This window comes from Rhodopirellula sp. P2, assembly GCF_028768465.1.
Classification (GTDB): domain Bacteria; phylum Planctomycetota; class Planctomycetia; order Pirellulales; family Pirellulaceae; genus Rhodopirellula.
In genome coordinates this window covers 4,623,585-4,641,262 of record NZ_CP118225.1, presented here as the reverse complement: position 1 = coordinate 4,641,262, position 17,678 = coordinate 4,623,585, and the positions used below count along the sequence as shown (strand labels likewise).

Here is a 17,678-nt window from a genome sequence, read left to right as displayed (position 1 = left end):
TCATTTCGTTCGTGTCGACAAGTACGTGTAACCACTGAGAGCACGTTCGTACGCGGCAACGGTCTCGCCAGCTTGCTGATGGTCGATGCTCCCTTTGCCAATTGCGGTTTCCACCGAATCTTGCAGGTTCTCGATCAGCTCACGGTCCTCGTATTGGACGTATCCCAAGACCTCCGAGACGGTGTCGCCTTTGACGATCGATCGGACCTTGGTCACACCGTCTTCGATGTCGACGTGGACTGCATGGGTGTCACCGAACAAATTGTGCAGGTCTCCCAGAATCTCTTGGTAAGCCCCCACCATGAACACCGCCAATTGATAGGGCTCGCCGGATTTCAGCGGATGCAACATCAGTGTTCGCTGCCGTCCACCGCCGCCAACGAACGCGTCGACCTTGCCGTCGCTGTCGCAGGTGATGTCCCCCAACACCGCGTGCCGGGTTGGCTTTTCGAGCAACCGGTGGATTGGCATGATCGGGAACAGTTGATCGATTGCCCACGAATCTGGCATCGATTGGAACAACGAGAAATTCGCGAAGTAGATGTCCGACAACATCCGGTCGAGATGCTTCAAGTCGTCGGGGCGTTCCTTCATGGATTCGGCCAGTTCCCGCACCCGGTGGCAGATCGCGAAGTACAGGTTTTCCGCGGCCACACGTTGTTCCAATGGCAAGTAACCACCACTGAACAGGTTCATGCAAAGATCCAAAGAGACCTGAGCGTCGTGAAATGTCTCCATCATGTTGGCTTGTGTCATGTTGACGTAACCAACCCACAGATCATGGACCGGTTGTTCATAGGACTGAGGTGGTCCCTCCATCTCTGACGTTTCAATCGCGCCGACGGCGTCCATCTCACTGCCCCCGTGATCTGGCGAGACTGGCTCGCCTTCGACTTTGGCCCACGATGGCAGATTCGCGACGCCTTGCGAGGTCACACCCAGTGTCTCCATCACCAACACGCTGTGGTGAGCCGCGACGGCCCGACCCGATTCCGAAATCAATTCGGGGTGCGGCACGCCAGCCTCATCGCATACCGTTTGCGTGTGATAGACCACGTCGTTGGCGTATTCCTGCATCGTGTAGTTCATGCTGGATTCGCTGTCGCTGCGTGAACCGTCGTAGTCGACGCCCAGCCCGCCACCGACGTCCAAGTAACGCATGCCTGCGCCACGACGCACCAAGTCAACGTAGATTCGAGCCGCTTCCAGGATCGCCGATTTGAGTTGCCGAATGTTTCCGATCTGGCTGCCGACGTGGAAGTGCAGCAACTGCAGGCAGTCGCCCATGTCCATGGCGATCAAACGATCCAGCTGATCCAGCAATTCAGCCACGGTCAGCCCGAATTTACTGCGGTAACCGCCGCTGGCCTGCCAACGCCCGCTACCACGCGTCGCAAGCTTCACTCGCATGCCGATCGTGGGACGCACGCCAATGTCTTTGGCCACGTCCAAGATCAAATCCAGTTCGCTGACCTTTTCGACGACCGGCAACACGACTCGGCCCAGACGCTGCGCCAGCAGAGCCAATCGAATGAACTCTTCGTCTTTGAAACCATTGCAAACGACAGGAACGCTGGCGTCGCCCATCGCCACCGCGGCGACCAACTCGGGTTTGCTGCCCGCTTCAATCCCAAACCCCAAGCGTGCGCCTTCGCTGACGATTTGCTGGACGACTTCACGCTGTTGGTTGACCTTGATCGGAAACACGCAGCGGTAGCGGTTTTGATATTTGTGGTCTCGGATCGAATTCTTGAAACACTCGTCCAATTGACGCAGCCGGTCACGCAAAATCCCGTTGAATCGCAACAGAATTGGCAGGTCCAAATTGCGTTGTCCCAAGCGATCCACCAACTCCTTCAAGTCAATGCTTTGGGATGAATCCCGGTCGGGGGAAACCAACACCGTGCCCGATTCGGAAATTGAAAAGTAACCTCCGCCCCAGCGATCGATGTCGTACGTTTGGGACGCGTCGCTGCGCGTCCATTTGGGATCCAAAACCGAGCTCACCCAGAGTTCCCTGTGTAAGAAGATTGTGCTTGAAACGTGAGAGTCAGAATTGCACCTCTTTCACGCCCCGCGCACCAGTGGGCAACTTCCCAGTTACCGTGATTTCTGTGATTGGATACCGTCCAGGAACCCAGAATTGGCTGCTTTTGGTGGCAAAGGCGGCTTGGCGGAGAACCAGAGTTTCGCCCACGCCTAGCGGTTTGTCCTGGTACAGAAAGTACTGGCCGTTCAGATTCAACGTGACATTGGGGATCGCAAAGTCCGCTTCATTGGTCACCACCAGGACATCGTCCAGCAACTGGGAGTTGCCTTGCACGGTCATCAGCGGTCGACGGTCGATCAAAATCTCGACCGGCAGCCCATGTTCGCTGGCCTTGCCGAAGATCACTGCGTAGAGACTCAGCCCAAACAATGGGACGAAACAGACCGTCGCCAAAGCGAAAAACAGTCCGCGTCGGGACAATTGAGGCGTCGGCGCGATGGATCGCGGTGGATCATGGACCGCCGGATCCGATTCCGGTGGGGGAGCGGTCGTTGACGGGGTGCGGGTGGGAGAATCGGACATGAAAGTGTGTCAGCGGGGACGATGCAGAGGTGAGGTGTGTCAGCCAGAACGCAATGGAATCGAATGACCAACCACCGCCGGCCGATTCACCGAAACGGCCGGAAGAATGTGTCGCTTCGAGAACTCGACCCGGTCAATGGGCCGCCTGAGGAAGTTCCAACGGTGATCAAGTGTCGTGCCAGATCAAGGGCCCCGTCTTGTCGATCGAGACCTCGTCCTGACGTTTTCCGGCACCGACCAAAATCAATCCAATGCCGTGCTCAGCAGCATACGCTTTCGCGTCCTCGTTTCCCATCACAAACAAAGCGGTCGACAAGGCGTCGGCATCCACCGCGTGAGACGTCGTCAAGGTCAACGACAACCACTGCCCGGCTGGGTATCCCGTTCGTGGATCAATGACGTGGCCGTAGCGTTTGCCCTGGTGATGAAAAAACTGCTTGCCACTGCCGCTGGTCGACAACGCTTCGTCACGCAGCCAAAGCCCGCCCAGACGACGTCCGGGACGAGTGGGGTGTGACACGCCAACCAGCCAACCAGTCGGCGGTTTGTCCAGGGGGCCCGCCTGACTGTTTTGTGCAGAGGTTTCATTGCGATCGGTTTCGTCGCTGACCGCTTGCTCGCCTCCCGATGGTTCAATCGGTTGCTGATTCCCCGCTGCTAGAACGCTGCTGTGCCCCGCGTGAATCAGAAAATCGTGCATGCCATCGGCGCGCATCGCCGCGGCCAAAACATCAATTGCGTGTCCCTTGCCAATCGCTCCGAGGTTCAACGCCATGCCTTCGACGCCAAAGCGAACGGTGCGGTCACGGGGGTCCAGCAGCAGTTGCTCCCATCCCACCCGAGACCTGGCGAGCTCAATGACGTCTGGTTTGGGCTTGCGACCTTCCCGTTTGGTGAATCCCCAAATCTCCACCAGGGGCCCCGCGGTGATGTCGAATGCCCCTTTCGTCTTCTCGGCCAACGCATTCGCTTTGACCAGCAGGTCAAACGTGGCTGGCTTCACATGAACGGCTTGCTCAAACGCCAATGCGTTGATGCGGGCGATCTCGCTGTCGTCTCGATAGACCGTGAGCGCTCGCTCAATCTCTTCGATGGATTCCAAGTGCCGCAACACAACATCGGCAACCGAGCGATTGCCGACCCGTTGATTCTCGTCCGGCACCAGCACCACAAAGTCACACGCCATCGCACGATGCTTCAGTTCCAACAACTCTGTGTTCCTTCTGTGTCAGTTTCCAAATCGACCCGTCCCTTCGGGGGCGGCGACACATGATAGAGGCAAGTCGACTGTTGTGGAAAACCCCATCGATGCACTCCGATTGCACACCCGCGACTCATCGGGGAATGACTAACCAGCAGCGAACTCAAGGGATTGTCCAGATATCCGTCGAGCCGATCGTTTCCTTGACAGGCTTGGGCTCGATCGTCGCTGGGAAGGTGACGGTTTTGATCTTGTCGATCTCAAATTCACTTCGCTCGTTGACCCACTGTTGAAGGGTTTTGCTTCGCGGAATCACCCCCATCGTGGTCACCAACGAATTGAAGCCCCGAACCATGAGCGCATCATCGCCAGCGTACATCGCGACACGATAGGTTCCATAAGTCACCGGAATCGTCTCGTTCTTCTTGCCAAATCCGATGATGTTGGACGTTTCAAAGCTGACGGATTCAGTCACTTGGTTCACGTCGGCTCGGAGCTTGAGTGGGCCGGACGGGTCCACGATCCAGCCATTCTTCCTCGCCATGGCCTCCAACTGAGACTGGATGGGCTGTCGATACTTGTCCGCCAACGATCCCGCGACGCGAATGGCAACCTTCGCACCGGGCCGGACCAATGCAACTTTTGGGGCAGGTGGCTTGAGCTTTTCAGGGGCAATGACATCAAACAAGCCACGAATGAGAATCTTGGATTCACGGTCGTTGTGAATTCGCAACTTCCCCGCCAGGGTGCTGACGGAACCGGCCGGTCTGCCACGAAAGGTGCAGTTGAACTTCCAAACGATTCGATTGAGTTTCGTGTCAAAGATGGACTCTCCGTCGATGAGCGTGTATCGATCGTCGATCCATTCGACAACGGAATCGGATAGGAGATCGGATTCCAATTTCAGCGGCTTTCCATCGTTCAACGAAACGATGGTTGGAGCGTCTGCACCGCTGATAATCAGTTTGCTTCCACTGGGGGCAAAACTGACCTTCTTCACGCCAGATCTCAGCGGTTCTGTGTTCGCCAAGACTCGAATGCCGTCCGTTTTGTAGATGGTGATATGGCCAAACACAAAGAAGGCAGCCATCTCGCTGGCAGGCGAGAACTCAATGGGTGTCTTGCTGTTGGCCGTGATGATGGCATGTTGTGACTTCGTCTCCGGCATCCAAACCGCAAAGCGTTTTTCATCGAGCACAGCCACACGATCGTTCTTGAGCCAGAACGCTGATTGAACTCGGCTCACTTGATGTGACTCGGGAACGGGACGCCAGACCCACTCGATGCTGGCCGAACTGTTTTCGATCAAATAGACGCAAAGCCCAGTGGGGCGAGATTCCTCGTCATTGAGAGAAACGATCAGGCGTCGCCCGTCATCCGACAGCGCCAATGGCTGAATCAACTTGCTAGGCAGTTGATCGGTCTGCCACTCAACGGTGCCGTCGGTCAAGTTGAGTGCAACCAACTGATTGTCCCTGACCAACAAAGCCCGCTGGCGGTGGACCGAGGGAAGAAATGCATCCCACGGTTTGTTCAGCGGAGACGATTCGAACTGAAAGGTCCAGTTTCCGATTGTCGGTCCGGCTTCGGTTTGGATGGGAGATTGCCAACCGTTCTCTGCGAGGTGACCGACAAACCGGCGGCTTTGGATCGACTCATGACTGTAGACTGGGGGTGTCGCCGGCGGCAGTTCGAACGTCAATGGTGGAACATTCGGTGTGCTGACGTCAGTGTTCTCTGCCTCCTCGGGAACACTGGCGATCGCTTCCATCTCAGGTTCGTTGGATTTGTCATCGGTAGCATCCTTCTCAATCGCTGCAGAAGTCTCCTCCGCTGGAATCAGCCGCAATTCTTTTGCCGTGACCCATTTGTTCCAGCTATCCGAATAGTCGTCAAACGAAATGAAGTATTTGCCAGGCTGAACTTGAAGCACCTCTCCGGGATACCATCCTCCAGTCGACTTGATCTCGACCTTCGTCCCGATTGGAAAGTCACCAACCATCGCTTTGTATTTCTGCAGCATGTCACGCAGAAAGGTTTGATCGCGGTCCGACAGGCGATTCAGTGGCACGACCACTTCCACGCCATCCGCTTTCTTGAGCTTGACGTTGGTTTCGTCCAGGTCCATCACCACGGCCCGAATGCGGAATTTCCCGGTTTGGTCCGTGAAAAACCTCGATCCAGGTTGCTGAGCGAAGCACGTCCCCGCTGCCAACAACACGATCGCTATCGAGAGTCGAATCCGTGGGAAACATGACATGGTAAGAACTTTCCAGAGAGATCCAGAACGCAATGGATGCGATCTTCGAGCAACCGCGATCACCACAGACGGATTGAGCGAAGTGCGAGGGGCTACAGATTCTCTCCTGGAGAGATTCGTCATGCAATACAAACAACGTCCGCCGTACAACATTCGAAAGTTTGTGATTCGGTTGTTCCAGGTTTGCAAGTTGATTCTTCCGGAACTGAGTGGCTGATCATTCGAATCGCGTTGATTCTGCACTTTGTTGGGATGAACAATCTCAAAGTTGCACTACCGCCTACTTCTCGGGCTCAGCGACAAATGGAATGTCGTTGACGTTGTCCTGTCTCCCCGCCTTGAATGCAAAACAGCTCGTCGCGTTCACTTGCGGCGAACTGTTTCTCCTTGTTTTTCAATGGTTCAAGCGATTTCTTGTCAGCGATTTTGGCAGTTCAAACAGAAGCCCTCTTTCGCCCGCTGCACCTCAACGGTTCTTTTCCGACTCCGTTAAGCGATCGTTGGAATCAGTCCTCCGTCGACTCGTATGGGGGCTCCGTTGACAGCCGCTGCGAGTGGGCTGGCAACAAAGGCAACCATGTTGGCGATCTCTTCGGGCTCGATCAATCTTTGAATCAGCGAGGTTGGCCGATTGTCTGCCATGAATCGCTTCTCAGCCGATTCGTAGGGCTCGTCCGGGAAAAGATTGCTGACGAATTCCTTCACACCTGGCGTCAACGTCGATCCAGGCATGACCGTGTTGACCGTCACGCGGCTTCCCTTGGTCAATTGAGCCAGACTACGCGAGACGGCAAGTTGTGCCGTCTTCGTCATCGCGTAGTGAGGCATTTCAGGAGCCGGCACGACGCCGGATTCGCTGCTGATGAAGATGATGCGTCCCGTGTTCTGCTCCAGCATTTGCTTGAGATAATGCCGGGCAAGACGCACGCCACTCATCACGTTGATGTCGAAAATGTGCTGCCACGCTTCGTCCGTCAGGTCAAAAAAATCGACCGCCTCAAAAATGCCCAGATTGTTGACCAGGATATCGATCTGCGGATGTTCGGCGATGGTTCGTGCGACGCCTTCGGCCGTCCCGTTGTCGGAAACCAGCCCGATCAGGTCGGCCTCCGGATGACTCTCGCGAATTTTTGCAATCGCCGTGTTGACGCTCGCTTCGCTGCGACCATTGACGATCGTTGTTGCCCCTTCGGCAGCCAAGCGAGACGCGATCGCCAGACCGATTCCGCCTGTTGATGCGGTGACCAGTGCTGTTTGATGGTTGAGTTCAAGATTCATCGAATTCTTATCCTATTCGCTGGTGTTCATGGATGGGTGTCGAAGCGAATACTTCAACAGGCGGGGCTGACTTGTCGCCCTTCAACGTCATGAGTTTAGGGAGGTGCCCGGGAAGCTTCTTGAACGATTTTGCGCGCCGTCAAAAGAATTGACCGTCAGGATTGACGCGGGCTCAGTACCTGCGGATCGTCCGCCGCGCCCATCGACTTTGAGATCAAAACGGTGGATTTCTTAGCGGAGGGGCGCGAACCATCCCAGATTTCGCGATCGATTGCGGATGACACCGGGAGGCTTTGGGGTGACGACAGCGCGTCAGGAGTGGCTCGATGAATTCACCGCCTTGGAATACGCTCCCGGCGCGACCCCGATGAATCGTTTGAAGTGCCGCGTGAAGTGCGACTGGTCCGCGAAACCGGCAGCGTAGGCGACATTCGCGAGCGTCTCACCGGCCATCAACATCTGCTGCGCACGACGCACTCGGATTTGAGAGAGATAGGCCTGGATGGGAATGCCGACCTCTTTGGAGAAGACGCGGCTTAGATACGGGGCGGAGGTCCCAGCCAATTGGGCGAGTTCGTGAAGCGAGACATTCTCGCGGAATTTCGCTTCCAAGCTCTCCTTGACTCTGCGAATGTTCGCCCGTCCCCGCTTCTTCGGAATGTCCGGCATGGATGCGTGCCGCACTAAAAGCTCGCAGATGGCTTCATAAAAGGCTGATTCCTGATCCAACTGCGGATCTCCGTCGTCCATCGCCCGGTGGGCCTGCAAAACGAGCTCCACAAGTTGCGAGTCGTCGATGACCGGGGGCAGCAACAATGGTTCGATATCACCGTTCCGGTCAAACGTCCTGACGATACTGGCGACAACGTTCGGAGCCGCATAGAGATAACGCCACGCTCCGGTAGCCGTGCACGAATGCACTTCATTGGGGTGAATGACAAGCAGCTTCCCCGGTCCGGTGAAGTATCGCTGGCCACGATAGAAAAACGTCCCTGTCCCGCCTTCGGAAACGCCCAGTTTGTATTCAGCATGTGAGTGATTCGGCCAAGTGTGGTCGACCGACTCCCATTGATGCACCGTAATCCCGTCATCCGCAGAACCGCGAACTTTGAAATGCTTCACTATTAACTCGGAAGCCATCTTGTCCTCGGTGGCGATTCAAACAACGTGAAAGACTACAGAGAGATTACGTCGCGGGATGGGTGCAAGCAAGCAGGACGAAGAGTGGCCTGTCGGGGGCTTCCAATTCCACAGGGCCCGCCATTGAACCGCGAACACTCGACATCGACAGAATACGCAAGGACGGCCGTAACTTGCTTGCGCAGCCGCGGCTGCGTTGATTGCGGCTCAACGACACCTCGGTGAAAAAGTTCGAACCGTGTCTTGTCGTCCCGACTCGAAATATCGAACGAGGTGCTGGCCGCTCCAGCTGCGTTCCCAAATTCTGGCTCCAAATCGTCTGTGTTCAGATTGGGGGCAGCGGTACATTGCTGCCCCGGCTCTGCCAGAGTCAATCGAAGGCATGTTTGCCAGCCCAAGCAGAGGCACGACGACTGTCTGGTTCGACTATGATTGACGCGTCTTCGACGCCCTCTGTTTCGCGGTGGAAATCGACCACCATCCCCATGTCCCAAAGCTGGAAGAACTGTTCGTGAGCAAGCCATTGACCACCACCAACCGTCGCTCTTTTCTGAAAACGGCCACGACCGCGACCATTGGCATCGGAACCTTCGGCATTCAATCCGCGACAGCGGCCGAGTCGAGCGACAAGGTGAACCTGGCGATCATCGGGTGCACCAACCGAGGAGCCGCCATTGGCAACGACGCGGTCAATACCGGCATGGTCAATGTCGTTGCTCTTTGTGACGTCGATCCGTCACGCACGGATCGCTTCCGAGCTCAACATCCCAACGCGAAAGTCTACGACGACTTCCGCAAGATGTTCGATGACCTGGGCGGCAAGATCGACGCCTGCACGGTGGGAACTCCCGACCACACGCACTTTCCCATTGCCATGCGTGCCATTTCGGAAGGCATCGCGGTGTACGTGGAAAAGCCGCTGGCTCATACCTTCCAGGAATGTGAGTTGCTGATCGCGGCAGAGAAGAAACACAACGGCATCTGTCAAATGGGGAACCAAGGGCACTCGTCCTCGCAACGCATGCAGTTCCAAACCTGGGTCGAGGACGGAATCATCCAAAATGTCCGTCGCGTCGACGCTTGTATGAACAAGGGACGTCGATGGCACCCATGGGGAAACGTGACCGGCTATCCTGCCGCAGAACCAATGCCCGCTGGCATGAACTGGGACGTGTGGTCGGCAACTGCTCCGATGCGTGACTACAGCAAACGCCTGGATGGAGGCAACTGGCGAGGCTGGTACGACTACGGCAACGGAGCGTTTGGCGACTGGGGACCTCACACCTTGGACAGCATCCACCGTTTCCTGGAGTTGGGGCTGCCGTACGAAGTCCGCGCCGACAAATTGGAAGGGCAAAACGACTTCATCTTTCCCATGGCGACCACGATCGCATTTGAATTCGCCGAGCGTGGTCCGGGGATGCCTGCCATGTCGATCAACTGGTACGACGGAGTCAGCAACACGCCTCCTCGCCCGAATGCACTGGGCAAAGGCAAATCGATGCCGGCCTGTGGCAAGGTGATCTACAGCGACGACCTAACCTTCCTTGGTGGCACACACAGCGGGAAGCTGAGCATTCTTTCAGATTCGGATGAGCCGGTGGACACGCCCAAGGTTCCATCAGGCGAAACCAATCAACACCACATGAAGAACTTCTTGCTCGCCGCGATGGGCAAGGAAGAATGCAATTCGAAGTTTGCAGTCTCTGGTCCGCTGACCCAGGTCTTCATGCTTGGCTGCATCGCTCAGCGACTTGGTGGAACTCTCAAGTTTGACGCGGAGACGCGAGAGATCACGAACAACGAACAAGCCAACCAGCTCCTCAAGGGGCACGCTCCCCGGAAAGGCTGGGAAGAGTACTACACGCTGTAGTTCACAGACGCGTTGCTTGACCTCTCCCCAAACTTCGTTTCGGGAGAGGTGCGACAGGTGGAAGTCCGTCGAACAGCGGGTTACCCGTAAACGCTATGGTTTGGTCTGCGAAAAGGGTTTCGCCATGACAACAAAGACAATCACGGTCAATCCCGCGGCCAGGCAGGAGAGCCCCGTCACCAATCCAGCTGACAGTCCGAGCTGCAGCGATTGAATTCCGAACGCCGCCAACCCCGCGATTCCGACCGCGGTGAGCGCCTCGCCCGCGATGACTCCCGACGAAAACAAGACTCCGCGATGCAGTACCGTGTCGTGCTCTTCGACCGGTTTGTCTTTGGAGTAGAAGTGGGCGATCAAGCCCCCGATCAAAATCGGCGTCGCCAATCCGAAGGGCAAGTACATGCCGACCGCGATGGGCATCAAGTGAGCTCGAAATTTTGCTCCACTGCGTTTCAAGGCTTCGTCAATCAAAAGGATTGCGACTCCCAATCCGGCACCGATTCCGATCAGCTTCCACGGCAGTTCTCCTTCGCCAGCAAAGCCTTTGGCAAGGCTTGCGAACAATCCAGCTTGTGGTGCCGAGAGTTCCTTGCTTCCGATTCCGCCCCCGTGTTCGTGAAGCAAGGTCAAGACGGGTGCCATGACGAATGCCGCCACGGTCACCCCGGCGATCTGCATCATCTGCTGTCGAAAAGGAGAGGCACCCACCAGTGAGCCTGTTTTGAGATCATTGCACACATCGCCGCTGGTGCAGGCGACACAACATACGATCGCCGCAATGCCAAGTGTCGCGACCATGCCATCCATGCCCGTGTAGTTGGCTAAGTACAACAGCCCACCCGCGACGAGCACCGCCGTGATGGTCATTCCGGAAACAGGGCTGTTGGAATTGCCAACCAAACCAACGATGAAACTGGCAACCGCCGTGAAGAAGAACCCCATGACCAGCATCACAATCGTGGACAGCACCGTGATCGCCACGTCGTTGGTGAACCAGTAATTCATCATTGCCAGCAACCCGACACAGAGCATACCCAGCGTCAAAATCGCCCAGGAAGGAATGTCGCGTTCCGTGTCCGCTTGCGTCAGATCTCGTTCAGCAGTCATGCCGTTCCACAGGTGGGCAATGGCCGCCACCAGTCCGTGCCGCACTGCGATCAGCGCGCTGAAACCACCGACGACCATGGCCCCCACGCCCACATAACGCACCTGACCACTCCAGATGCCGTACGCTTGATCGACTGCTCCATCGACGCCTTCGCCAATCAACCCACCGCCCAACAGCGGAATGCCAATCAGCCAAGCCATCGCGCCACCGATGAAAATTAAAATGGCCACATTCAGTCGAACGATGAATCCAACGGCGATCAACATGGGGGAAAGGTCGCCGCCGAAATAGAAGATTCTGGACCCCGCAATGCCTGCCGTTTCCAGGCTTCCGTGAATGAGTCCCAGAAAACCTCCGAAGACCTTTACCAATCCACCCAGCACGCCACCGATGAGCAGCCTTTTTCCAGCCTCGTCTTCTTCGCCAGCTTCTCCAGCCCGGAGCACCGCGGCACAGGCCACCCCCTCGGGATACTTCAATTCCTCGTTGTCGACCACGAACACTTTCCGCATCGGAATCATGAACAGGATTCCCAACAGACCACCGGTGAAGGCCACCAGCGTCACGGTCCAGTAGTCGAATTCCGTCCAGTACCCGATCAGAATCATGGCCGGCATCGTAAAAATGATCCCAGCCGCCAAAGACTCGCCAGCCGAAGCACAGGTTTGGACCTGGTTCGCTTCCAGGGTCGTCGAGTTCTTGAAGAACAATCGAAACAAGAGCATCGCCATGACTGCGGCGGGGATCGATGCCGAAACAGTCATCCCCGCTTTCAGACCCACGTAGACATTGGCGGCGCCCATCACAACGGACAGGATCAAGCCCAACACAACGACGCGAACAGTGATCTCGGCCGTTGATTTCGATGGCGAGTCGGCGAACTTTTCAGAAAGATTGTCGGGCATACGTCAACTCGAAGGCAGATGGATGGGAATGAAGCAGGGAAGCAAGAGTCATTCGGCCGTTGAACCGTTGGGCGTTGGCGCCGGTTCCCATGTGCAACCAGGGTGAACGCTGGGCTGCTGAAACTTCAGCGTTGACGTAATGGGGGCTCGCACAAGGCTTGTGAGCGTTGACTTCCTGCCTGGGCACCCTGACGGGTCTGCCCTGAAGACGAAATCAGGGGGCATTCTACGCAAAAAGGGGGCCGCTGGGACCTTGCAAAGCTTTGAGGTGGGCCAGCAGGCATCCAGAGGGCACAGGAAACGTCTCAAGAGAGGTTCCGGGGCAAGTTGTCGAGAAGAGATGGCTCAAGCCCAACTTGGCGTTTCTAGCCAATCAACGGGCGAACATCCGACAACGCGGATCGGCAAGCCGGCTTATAAAACCGGATGCCGTTCATTGCAATTTGCATTTCATCCTGTCTTCAACACTGGACGTTGTTCACGTCCGCGAAAGAACAGGGCTCTGAGCCGAAAGCTCAGTTGTCGAGGACTTGAACGTTCTCTGCACAGGGGCCTTTTTCGCCGCGTGCTTCGTTGAACGTCACTTGTTGTCCTTCGCGGAGATCATCAAAGTTTCCGCCTTCAACACTCGACGAGTGAAAAAACAGGTCCTTCGAGCTTCCAACGTCAATAAATCCGAAGCCTTTGTCGGTGAGCCGTTTAATCGTACCTTCAGCCATTGTTCATTCAATTCAAAAGAGTTCTTGGCAGCCGATGCCGGAGACGAAGTTGTCTTAGCTTGTCGACTGCCGCACGCAATGTATCAGAAGTTCCCTTGCTGTTGTGCATAAAGGGGGATCGTTTCGTCAATTCATTGGAATTTCTCACAAAAGGTTGCGGGAAAGGCAGTCTGGCGAGGTTGGGTGAACTGCCGTTTTCGCAGCGAGACCAACGTCTGAGGCCGGTTCTGGCGGCTCCCTGCCCCGAAACGGATGCATCGACTGACGCCTCAGAAAAAACACCGGCGTTTGATGAAAGCACACGTCCGATCGGACCTGAGACGCTGATTCTGAGCGGTTCTTACCAATGGAGGAGACGGTTGCGGGGCGAGGAACGGCCTGCGGTTCATCTCGGTGGAGCGAAACGCAGGAAGACGACTTCGCGGCGCGCTCGCACGATTCCCAGCAATGTGCCGGGTTGATCCTGATCCCAGGCAATTCCCTGTCCAGCAATCGGCACGGAAACGGTAGCGACATGCTGGAGTTCATCGCCGTCGTCCGGAACGTCGAGGACATACAGTTCGGCGTGGTCATGTCCTGTCACGTACAACTGCCCGTTCGGACCAAACGCACCGCCTGAATTGCTGTTGGGCAAAAAACGCTGAATCACTGATTCAGGAAACGTCCACTCACCGGTCTCGTTCCAATTGTCGTCGTAACGAACGAGTTTGGTGCGTCGAACCTCTGCCTCGCCATAGAAGGCAAATCCGATCCACCACGCTCCCTGATGGCGATCCATCCAGTTGATGGCTCCCTCAGCTTCGGAAAAAGGTTTCGATTCCAAGTGCTCTAGGTTGCCAGCATCCAAGATTTCAATCGTGTTCTTGAGTGGTTTCGCGGGCCAATTGGAATTTGCACAGTGCAAGCGTCCGTCGAGAACGACTCCGCTGTTAAGATGCTGGATGCCTGAGTTTTCAGGTGCTTTCCAAACGGCACGTCGCTTCGCGGTTTGCTTGTCGTACTGCGCGATCGTGCGATTCGAGATCGCGAAAAAGGAGGCTGCGTCCACCGCGACCGCCTGGTGTGCCTCCGGTGCGTTGACACGACGCAGTGTTTGAACCGAGTCGTCCGAGGCGGCGAGGTCGACGAACGTGATGCTGGATGGATTGCCGACCGGAGCGTAATGACCGGTGAACTTCAGCAAACCTGATTCACGGTCGATTCGAAACACAGTGACGTTGTCCGCCCGTTGATTGCAAACGTACAGAAAGCTTCCGCTCGGATCGAAGTTGAAACTGCGTGGGTAGTTCCCGCGAGTCCATTCATTGGCCACCTGACGCAGCGTTCCGTCGGATTCAATCGCAAAGATGCCCACGCTGTCGTGCAATCGATTGCCGGCGTAAACGAATCTGCCGTCCTGGGAAACCAAAATCTCGGAGCAGAAATTGCTGCCGGCAAAGCCTGCTGGCAAGGACGAAACGGTCTGACGTGAGTTCAGCTGCCCCTTCGCCGAATGGTAGTCGAACAACACGACGGTCGAGCCTTCTTCTTGGATGGAATACAGCCAACGACCATTGGGATGAAAATCAAAGTGTCGCGGCCCATCTCCCGGTGGCAGTGACACGCTGGCCGGTTCATTGGGCGTCAACTTTCCGGAGGTCGCGTCGAACTTCCAACTGAAAATCTTGTCCAAGCCCAAGTTCACATGCAACACATAACGTCCTGACGGATCGGACTGGATCATGTGCGCGTGTGTTCCATCATGACCACTGAACGCGAAGCTGCCCGGTGGCGCATGAGTCGCCTTGGTCGGCCCAATTTCGCCAGCGTCCTGTTTGACGTCGGTTGCGTTTCCCAATCGCCCATCTGGCAGGATCGGTAGCACGGCAACGGAACCACTGAAGTAGTTTGCGACAAACAGGAACCGGCCCGAAGGATGAATGCTGACATACGTGGGACCGTCGCCTTCGGACGCGACGGTGTTCAGCAAGCTGAGCTGGCCGTCGACGGGATCGATCGCAAAGGCACTCACCGAGCCCTGTTTCGACTCGCCAAATTGATCTGTCTCGTTGCTGGAGTACAGACGGTCGCGCGCGTCATTGATCACCAAGCAATCGGGGCTCGATCCGAGATCGAACGTGCCAGCCGCTGCTAACGCACCGCTTTCTCGATCGACTTCAAAGAGATGAATCCCACGTCCATTGCCGTCGGGCAGATCCACTTGAGTCGGCGGCACATCGCCCAGTGGAGAACTGAAAGTGCCCACATAAGCCATCAACGGCCGAGTTTCGCGAGGTTTGGCTGGTGAGCTTTGGGCCTGCAGCGTTCCGCTGAAGACGACGGCCACTCCCAAACACACCGGAAACAGTTGGAACTTCCGTTGGCGGAATCGTTCCGCTGCTTTGAACAGGTGAATCATGGAGTTTCAGCAGAGTGAGGCGGTTTTCTGAGGAAGCGTGTCAGGTTGGGCACCGCGGTTTGCAGTTCGGTGATGACAAGATCAGCCATGACGGCGCCCCCCTGCTCGTTGAAATGGGTCAGGTCGCCTTCCTTGAAGTTGAACTCCATGCTGGCGGCGGGACCGATTCGGTCATGGAGTTCAATGCTCCGCCGATGCAGGTCTATGAACGGCACCTTCAGCTCCGCAGCCACTTGTTTGGTGGCGTCCGCCCACGGGGTCAGCGTCGTGCGAATCTTGCCGTCTTGGTCGAACCGGCGCCTCGTCACGGAACTGACAAGGATGGGGTGAGCGCCCACTGATTTCACCTCCGCGACGTAACGCTTCAGATTCTCGCGATAAGTCGTGTCGGGATCGGTCTCTCGCTCCGGGCCTTTACCCGGTTGATCGTTGTGCCCGAACTGAATCAGGACGTAATCAGGTTTAGCCTCCAACACCGCGGGCATGCGTTTGCCGTTGTACCAGCTCTTCGAACTTGCCCCGCCTTTCGCAAAATTCAGAACCTGGACGTTGTCTTGGAACCGTTTGCGAAAAGGCACACCCCACCCCGAATAGTCTTCGACGGTCGAGTCGCCAATCAATGCGATTGTGATCGATTGGTTCGACGAGGCTGGTTCGTCTTCCGCAGACGCCACGTTGGCGAGCAGCAACACAAGCAGGGCGATGCAGCCTGGCAGCGCGAATGGGCTCGGGGTTTGGGATTTCAATCCGCTGGTGACAGTTGAGATGATGAGGTTCCTTTCCAGTCAGTGGGTTAGAGGGATGCAAGGGGAGATCCCTGACGGCTGGCAGCGAACCTTTCAGTTCGCGCCCGCTGCGTCAGTTTTGTGCCGGACTTCACTCCCGGTCGATCAGCAGTTGCATCTCAGCTGTGATTGGCATGACTTCGAAGTCCTTGAAGAACATTTCGCAGTCTGTGCCGCCGTGCATTTGCAATCCGAGCTTGCCGGTTTTCTCGCACTCTTCATCGATGATGTCCGAGGTGCAAAATCCGTTGAGTGTTTGGACCAATCGGTCTCCGTAGGCTGCGGTGCAGGTCGTGTTCCACTGGTCGTCTTTGTTGCGAACCTTCTCGACGAACTCATCGTTGGTGACGATCCATCCACGACCGGGGATCTTTTTTCCGTCGATGATGCCGGCGGTATGCCAGAGCGCGGAGTCCTTGCCATTGTTTGCGATTTCGTTTTGGAAACCACGCAGCACCCACGGGGCACTGGTTTCCTCCGCACGAAAGTACAACGCACTGTTGCCACCTTGCATGCGATACGTCACCCGGGCGATGAAGTTGTCGTAATTGTCATTGGAAATGACCAGCCCGTCTTTCCCCTGATTCTTGGAGTGCACACCGTGCAAAACGCCTTCTTCGGTGAATGACCATTCTTCCGGAAGGACAAACTTGGCGTCTTCGAGTTGGTATTCGCCGCTCTCACCTTTGACGAAAAAGGACTTCCACTTGCTCTCACCCAAATCCTTGATCCGAATGTTCTTCCAAGCCACCGAGCCTGATTTGCCGGCGTGAATTTGCAGGCCCAGAAACCCCTTCATGGAAAAGCTGTCGAACATATCAACGACCAGATTGCCGTTCAGCCAAGTTTTGATGGAGGGGCCGACGCATTGGATTTCCAACTCGTTCCATTCCCCTTCGCGGCAGCCTGCCTGAGCGGCGTCAAGACGATCCTGCGGCGTGTAGGCGTCCAACCAAATGATGCCGTGTTTGTGCCCGCGACGACCTTCGTCGTAGATGCGGCCGGTCATGTCGCCACCGGGGCGCATTTCGGATTGATAGCCAAAGACTCGTTCACCTTCGCCTTCTTGTCGAGCAGCCGAACGAAACTGAACGCCTGAATTCCCGGCTTCCAGGAACTTGTACTGCAGCTTCAGGACGAAGTCGCCAAATTCCTGTTCGGAACACATGAATGTGTTGCCGGGGGTGTTGGGAACGCACTCGCCCACGATTGCCCCGTCTTCGACGTGGTATTTCGCGGAACCGCCGCGTTTCACCCAACCACTCAGGTCTTTGCCATTGAACAGGGAAACGAATCCCTCTTCGACATCTGCCGCCGAGGCAGTCAGGGCAATCGAAGCCCAAAGTCCAGTCAGGATGGCGACGGCAACGTGCTTTCTCATTGTTGTCATTCTTGAGTTTCTCTTGTTTGTCGGAAGGTGATTCGACGTGGCGGGACCG

12 protein-coding genes are annotated in these 17,678 nt (G+C 56.2%); 1 reads left to right on the top strand and 11 read right to left on the bottom strand.

Going from position 1 to position 17,678, the window contains the following annotated elements:
* The 6 genes from speA to PSR62_RS16415 all read right to left on the bottom strand — a co-directional run bounded on the left by speA (nt 1) and on the right by PSR62_RS16415 (nt 8,433).
* A complete protein-coding gene (gene speA, locus PSR62_RS16440; protein WP_274404096.1) occupies nt 1–2,007 on the bottom strand; it encodes a biosynthetic arginine decarboxylase in 2,007 nt (668 codons plus the stop codon).
* Between the two features lie 43 nt (nt 2,008–2,050).
* The gene (locus PSR62_RS16435) at nt 2,051–2,572 is read right to left on the bottom strand and encodes a hypothetical protein (RefSeq protein WP_274404095.1); all 522 of its coding nucleotides are present in this window, start codon (nt 2,570–2,572) and stop codon (nt 2,051–2,053) included.
* 166 nt (nt 2,573–2,738) lie between these two features.
* Nucleotides 2,739–3,758, bottom strand: coding sequence for an FAD:protein FMN transferase (locus PSR62_RS16430; protein WP_443217435.1), 1,020 nt, complete (start codon nt 3,756–3,758; stop codon nt 2,739–2,741).
* Nucleotides 3,759–3,936: 178 nt separating this feature from the next.
* On the bottom strand, nt 3,937–6,033 hold the full coding sequence (locus PSR62_RS16425; RefSeq protein WP_274404093.1) for an SHD1 domain-containing protein: 2,097 nt from the start codon (nt 6,031–6,033) through the stop codon (nt 3,937–3,939).
* Between the two features lie 489 nt (nt 6,034–6,522).
* Nucleotides 6,523–7,311 carry an SDR family NAD(P)-dependent oxidoreductase gene (locus PSR62_RS16420; RefSeq protein ID WP_274404092.1) on the bottom strand — a complete coding sequence of 263 codons (789 nt, stop codon included), beginning with the start codon at nt 7,309–7,311 and terminating at the stop codon, nt 6,523–6,525.
* A 312-nt stretch (nt 7,312–7,623) separates the two neighbouring features.
* The gene (locus PSR62_RS16415) at nt 7,624–8,433 is read right to left on the bottom strand and encodes an AraC family transcriptional regulator (RefSeq protein WP_274408242.1); all 810 of its coding nucleotides are present in this window, start codon (nt 8,431–8,433) and stop codon (nt 7,624–7,626) included.
* Nucleotides 8,434–8,962: 529 nt separating this feature from the next.
* Here PSR62_RS16415 and PSR62_RS16410 point away from each other — a divergent pair.
* Nucleotides 8,963–10,324 (top strand): Gfo/Idh/MocA family oxidoreductase, encoded by a 1,362-nt coding sequence (locus PSR62_RS16410; RefSeq protein ID WP_274404091.1) that lies wholly within the window; start codon nt 8,963–8,965, stop codon nt 10,322–10,324.
* Between the two features lie 93 nt (nt 10,325–10,417).
* Here PSR62_RS16410 and PSR62_RS16405 read toward each other — a convergent pair whose 3' ends face one another.
* The 5 genes from PSR62_RS16405 to PSR62_RS16385 form a co-directional block, all read right to left on the bottom strand.
* Nucleotides 10,418–12,337, bottom strand: coding sequence for an OPT family oligopeptide transporter (locus PSR62_RS16405; protein WP_274404090.1), 1,920 nt, complete (start codon nt 12,335–12,337; stop codon nt 10,418–10,420).
* A gap of 515 nt (nt 12,338–12,852) precedes the next feature.
* Entirely contained in the window at nt 12,853–13,056 is a 204-nt protein-coding gene (locus tag PSR62_RS16400) for a cold-shock protein (protein WP_047814414.1), read from the bottom strand.
* A 385-nt stretch (nt 13,057–13,441) separates the two neighbouring features.
* Complete coding sequence (locus PSR62_RS16395) at nt 13,442–15,454, bottom strand: lactonase family protein (RefSeq protein WP_274404089.1); 2,013 nt, start codon at nt 15,452–15,454, stop codon at nt 13,442–13,444.
* Nucleotides 15,451–16,200 (bottom strand): rhamnogalacturonan acetylesterase, encoded by a 750-nt coding sequence (locus PSR62_RS16390; protein WP_274404088.1) that lies wholly within the window; start codon nt 16,198–16,200, stop codon nt 15,451–15,453. Before PSR62_RS16390 ends, PSR62_RS16395 begins: the two co-directional genes overlap by 4 nt.
* Nucleotides 16,201–16,330: 130 nt before the next feature.
* A complete protein-coding gene (locus tag PSR62_RS16385; RefSeq protein WP_274404087.1) occupies nt 16,331–17,620 on the bottom strand; it encodes a 3-keto-disaccharide hydrolase in 1,290 nt (429 codons plus the stop codon).
* Nucleotides 17,621–17,678 lie beyond the last annotated feature (58 nt).

Bases quoted from the DNA above. Each gene is read 5' to 3' on its own strand.
- PSR62_RS16435 (WP_274404095.1), bottom strand. From the start codon at position 2,572: ATGTCCGATTCTCCCACCCGCACCCCGTCAACGACCGCTCCCCCACCG.
- PSR62_RS16430 (WP_443217435.1), bottom strand. From the start codon at position 3,758: ATGGCGTGTGACTTTGTGGTGCTGGTGCCGGACGAGAATCAACGGGTC.
- PSR62_RS16425 (WP_274404093.1), bottom strand. From the start codon at position 6,033: ATGTCATGTTTCCCACGGATTCGACTCTCGATAGCGATCGTGTTGTTG.
- PSR62_RS16420 (WP_274404092.1), bottom strand. From the start codon at position 7,311: ATGAATCTTGAACTCAACCATCAAACAGCACTGGTCACCGCATCAACA.
- PSR62_RS16405 (WP_274404090.1), bottom strand. From the start codon at position 12,337: ATGCCCGACAATCTTTCTGAAAAGTTCGCCGACTCGCCATCGAAATCA.
- PSR62_RS16400 (WP_047814414.1), bottom strand. From the start codon at position 13,056: ATGGCTGAAGGTACGATTAAACGGCTCACCGACAAAGGCTTCGGATTT.
- PSR62_RS16395 (WP_274404089.1), bottom strand. From the start codon at position 15,454: ATGATTCACCTGTTCAAAGCAGCGGAACGATTCCGCCAACGGAAGTTC.
- PSR62_RS16385 (WP_274404087.1), bottom strand. From the start codon at position 17,620: ATGAGAAAGCACGTTGCCGTCGCCATCCTGACTGGACTTTGGGCTTCG.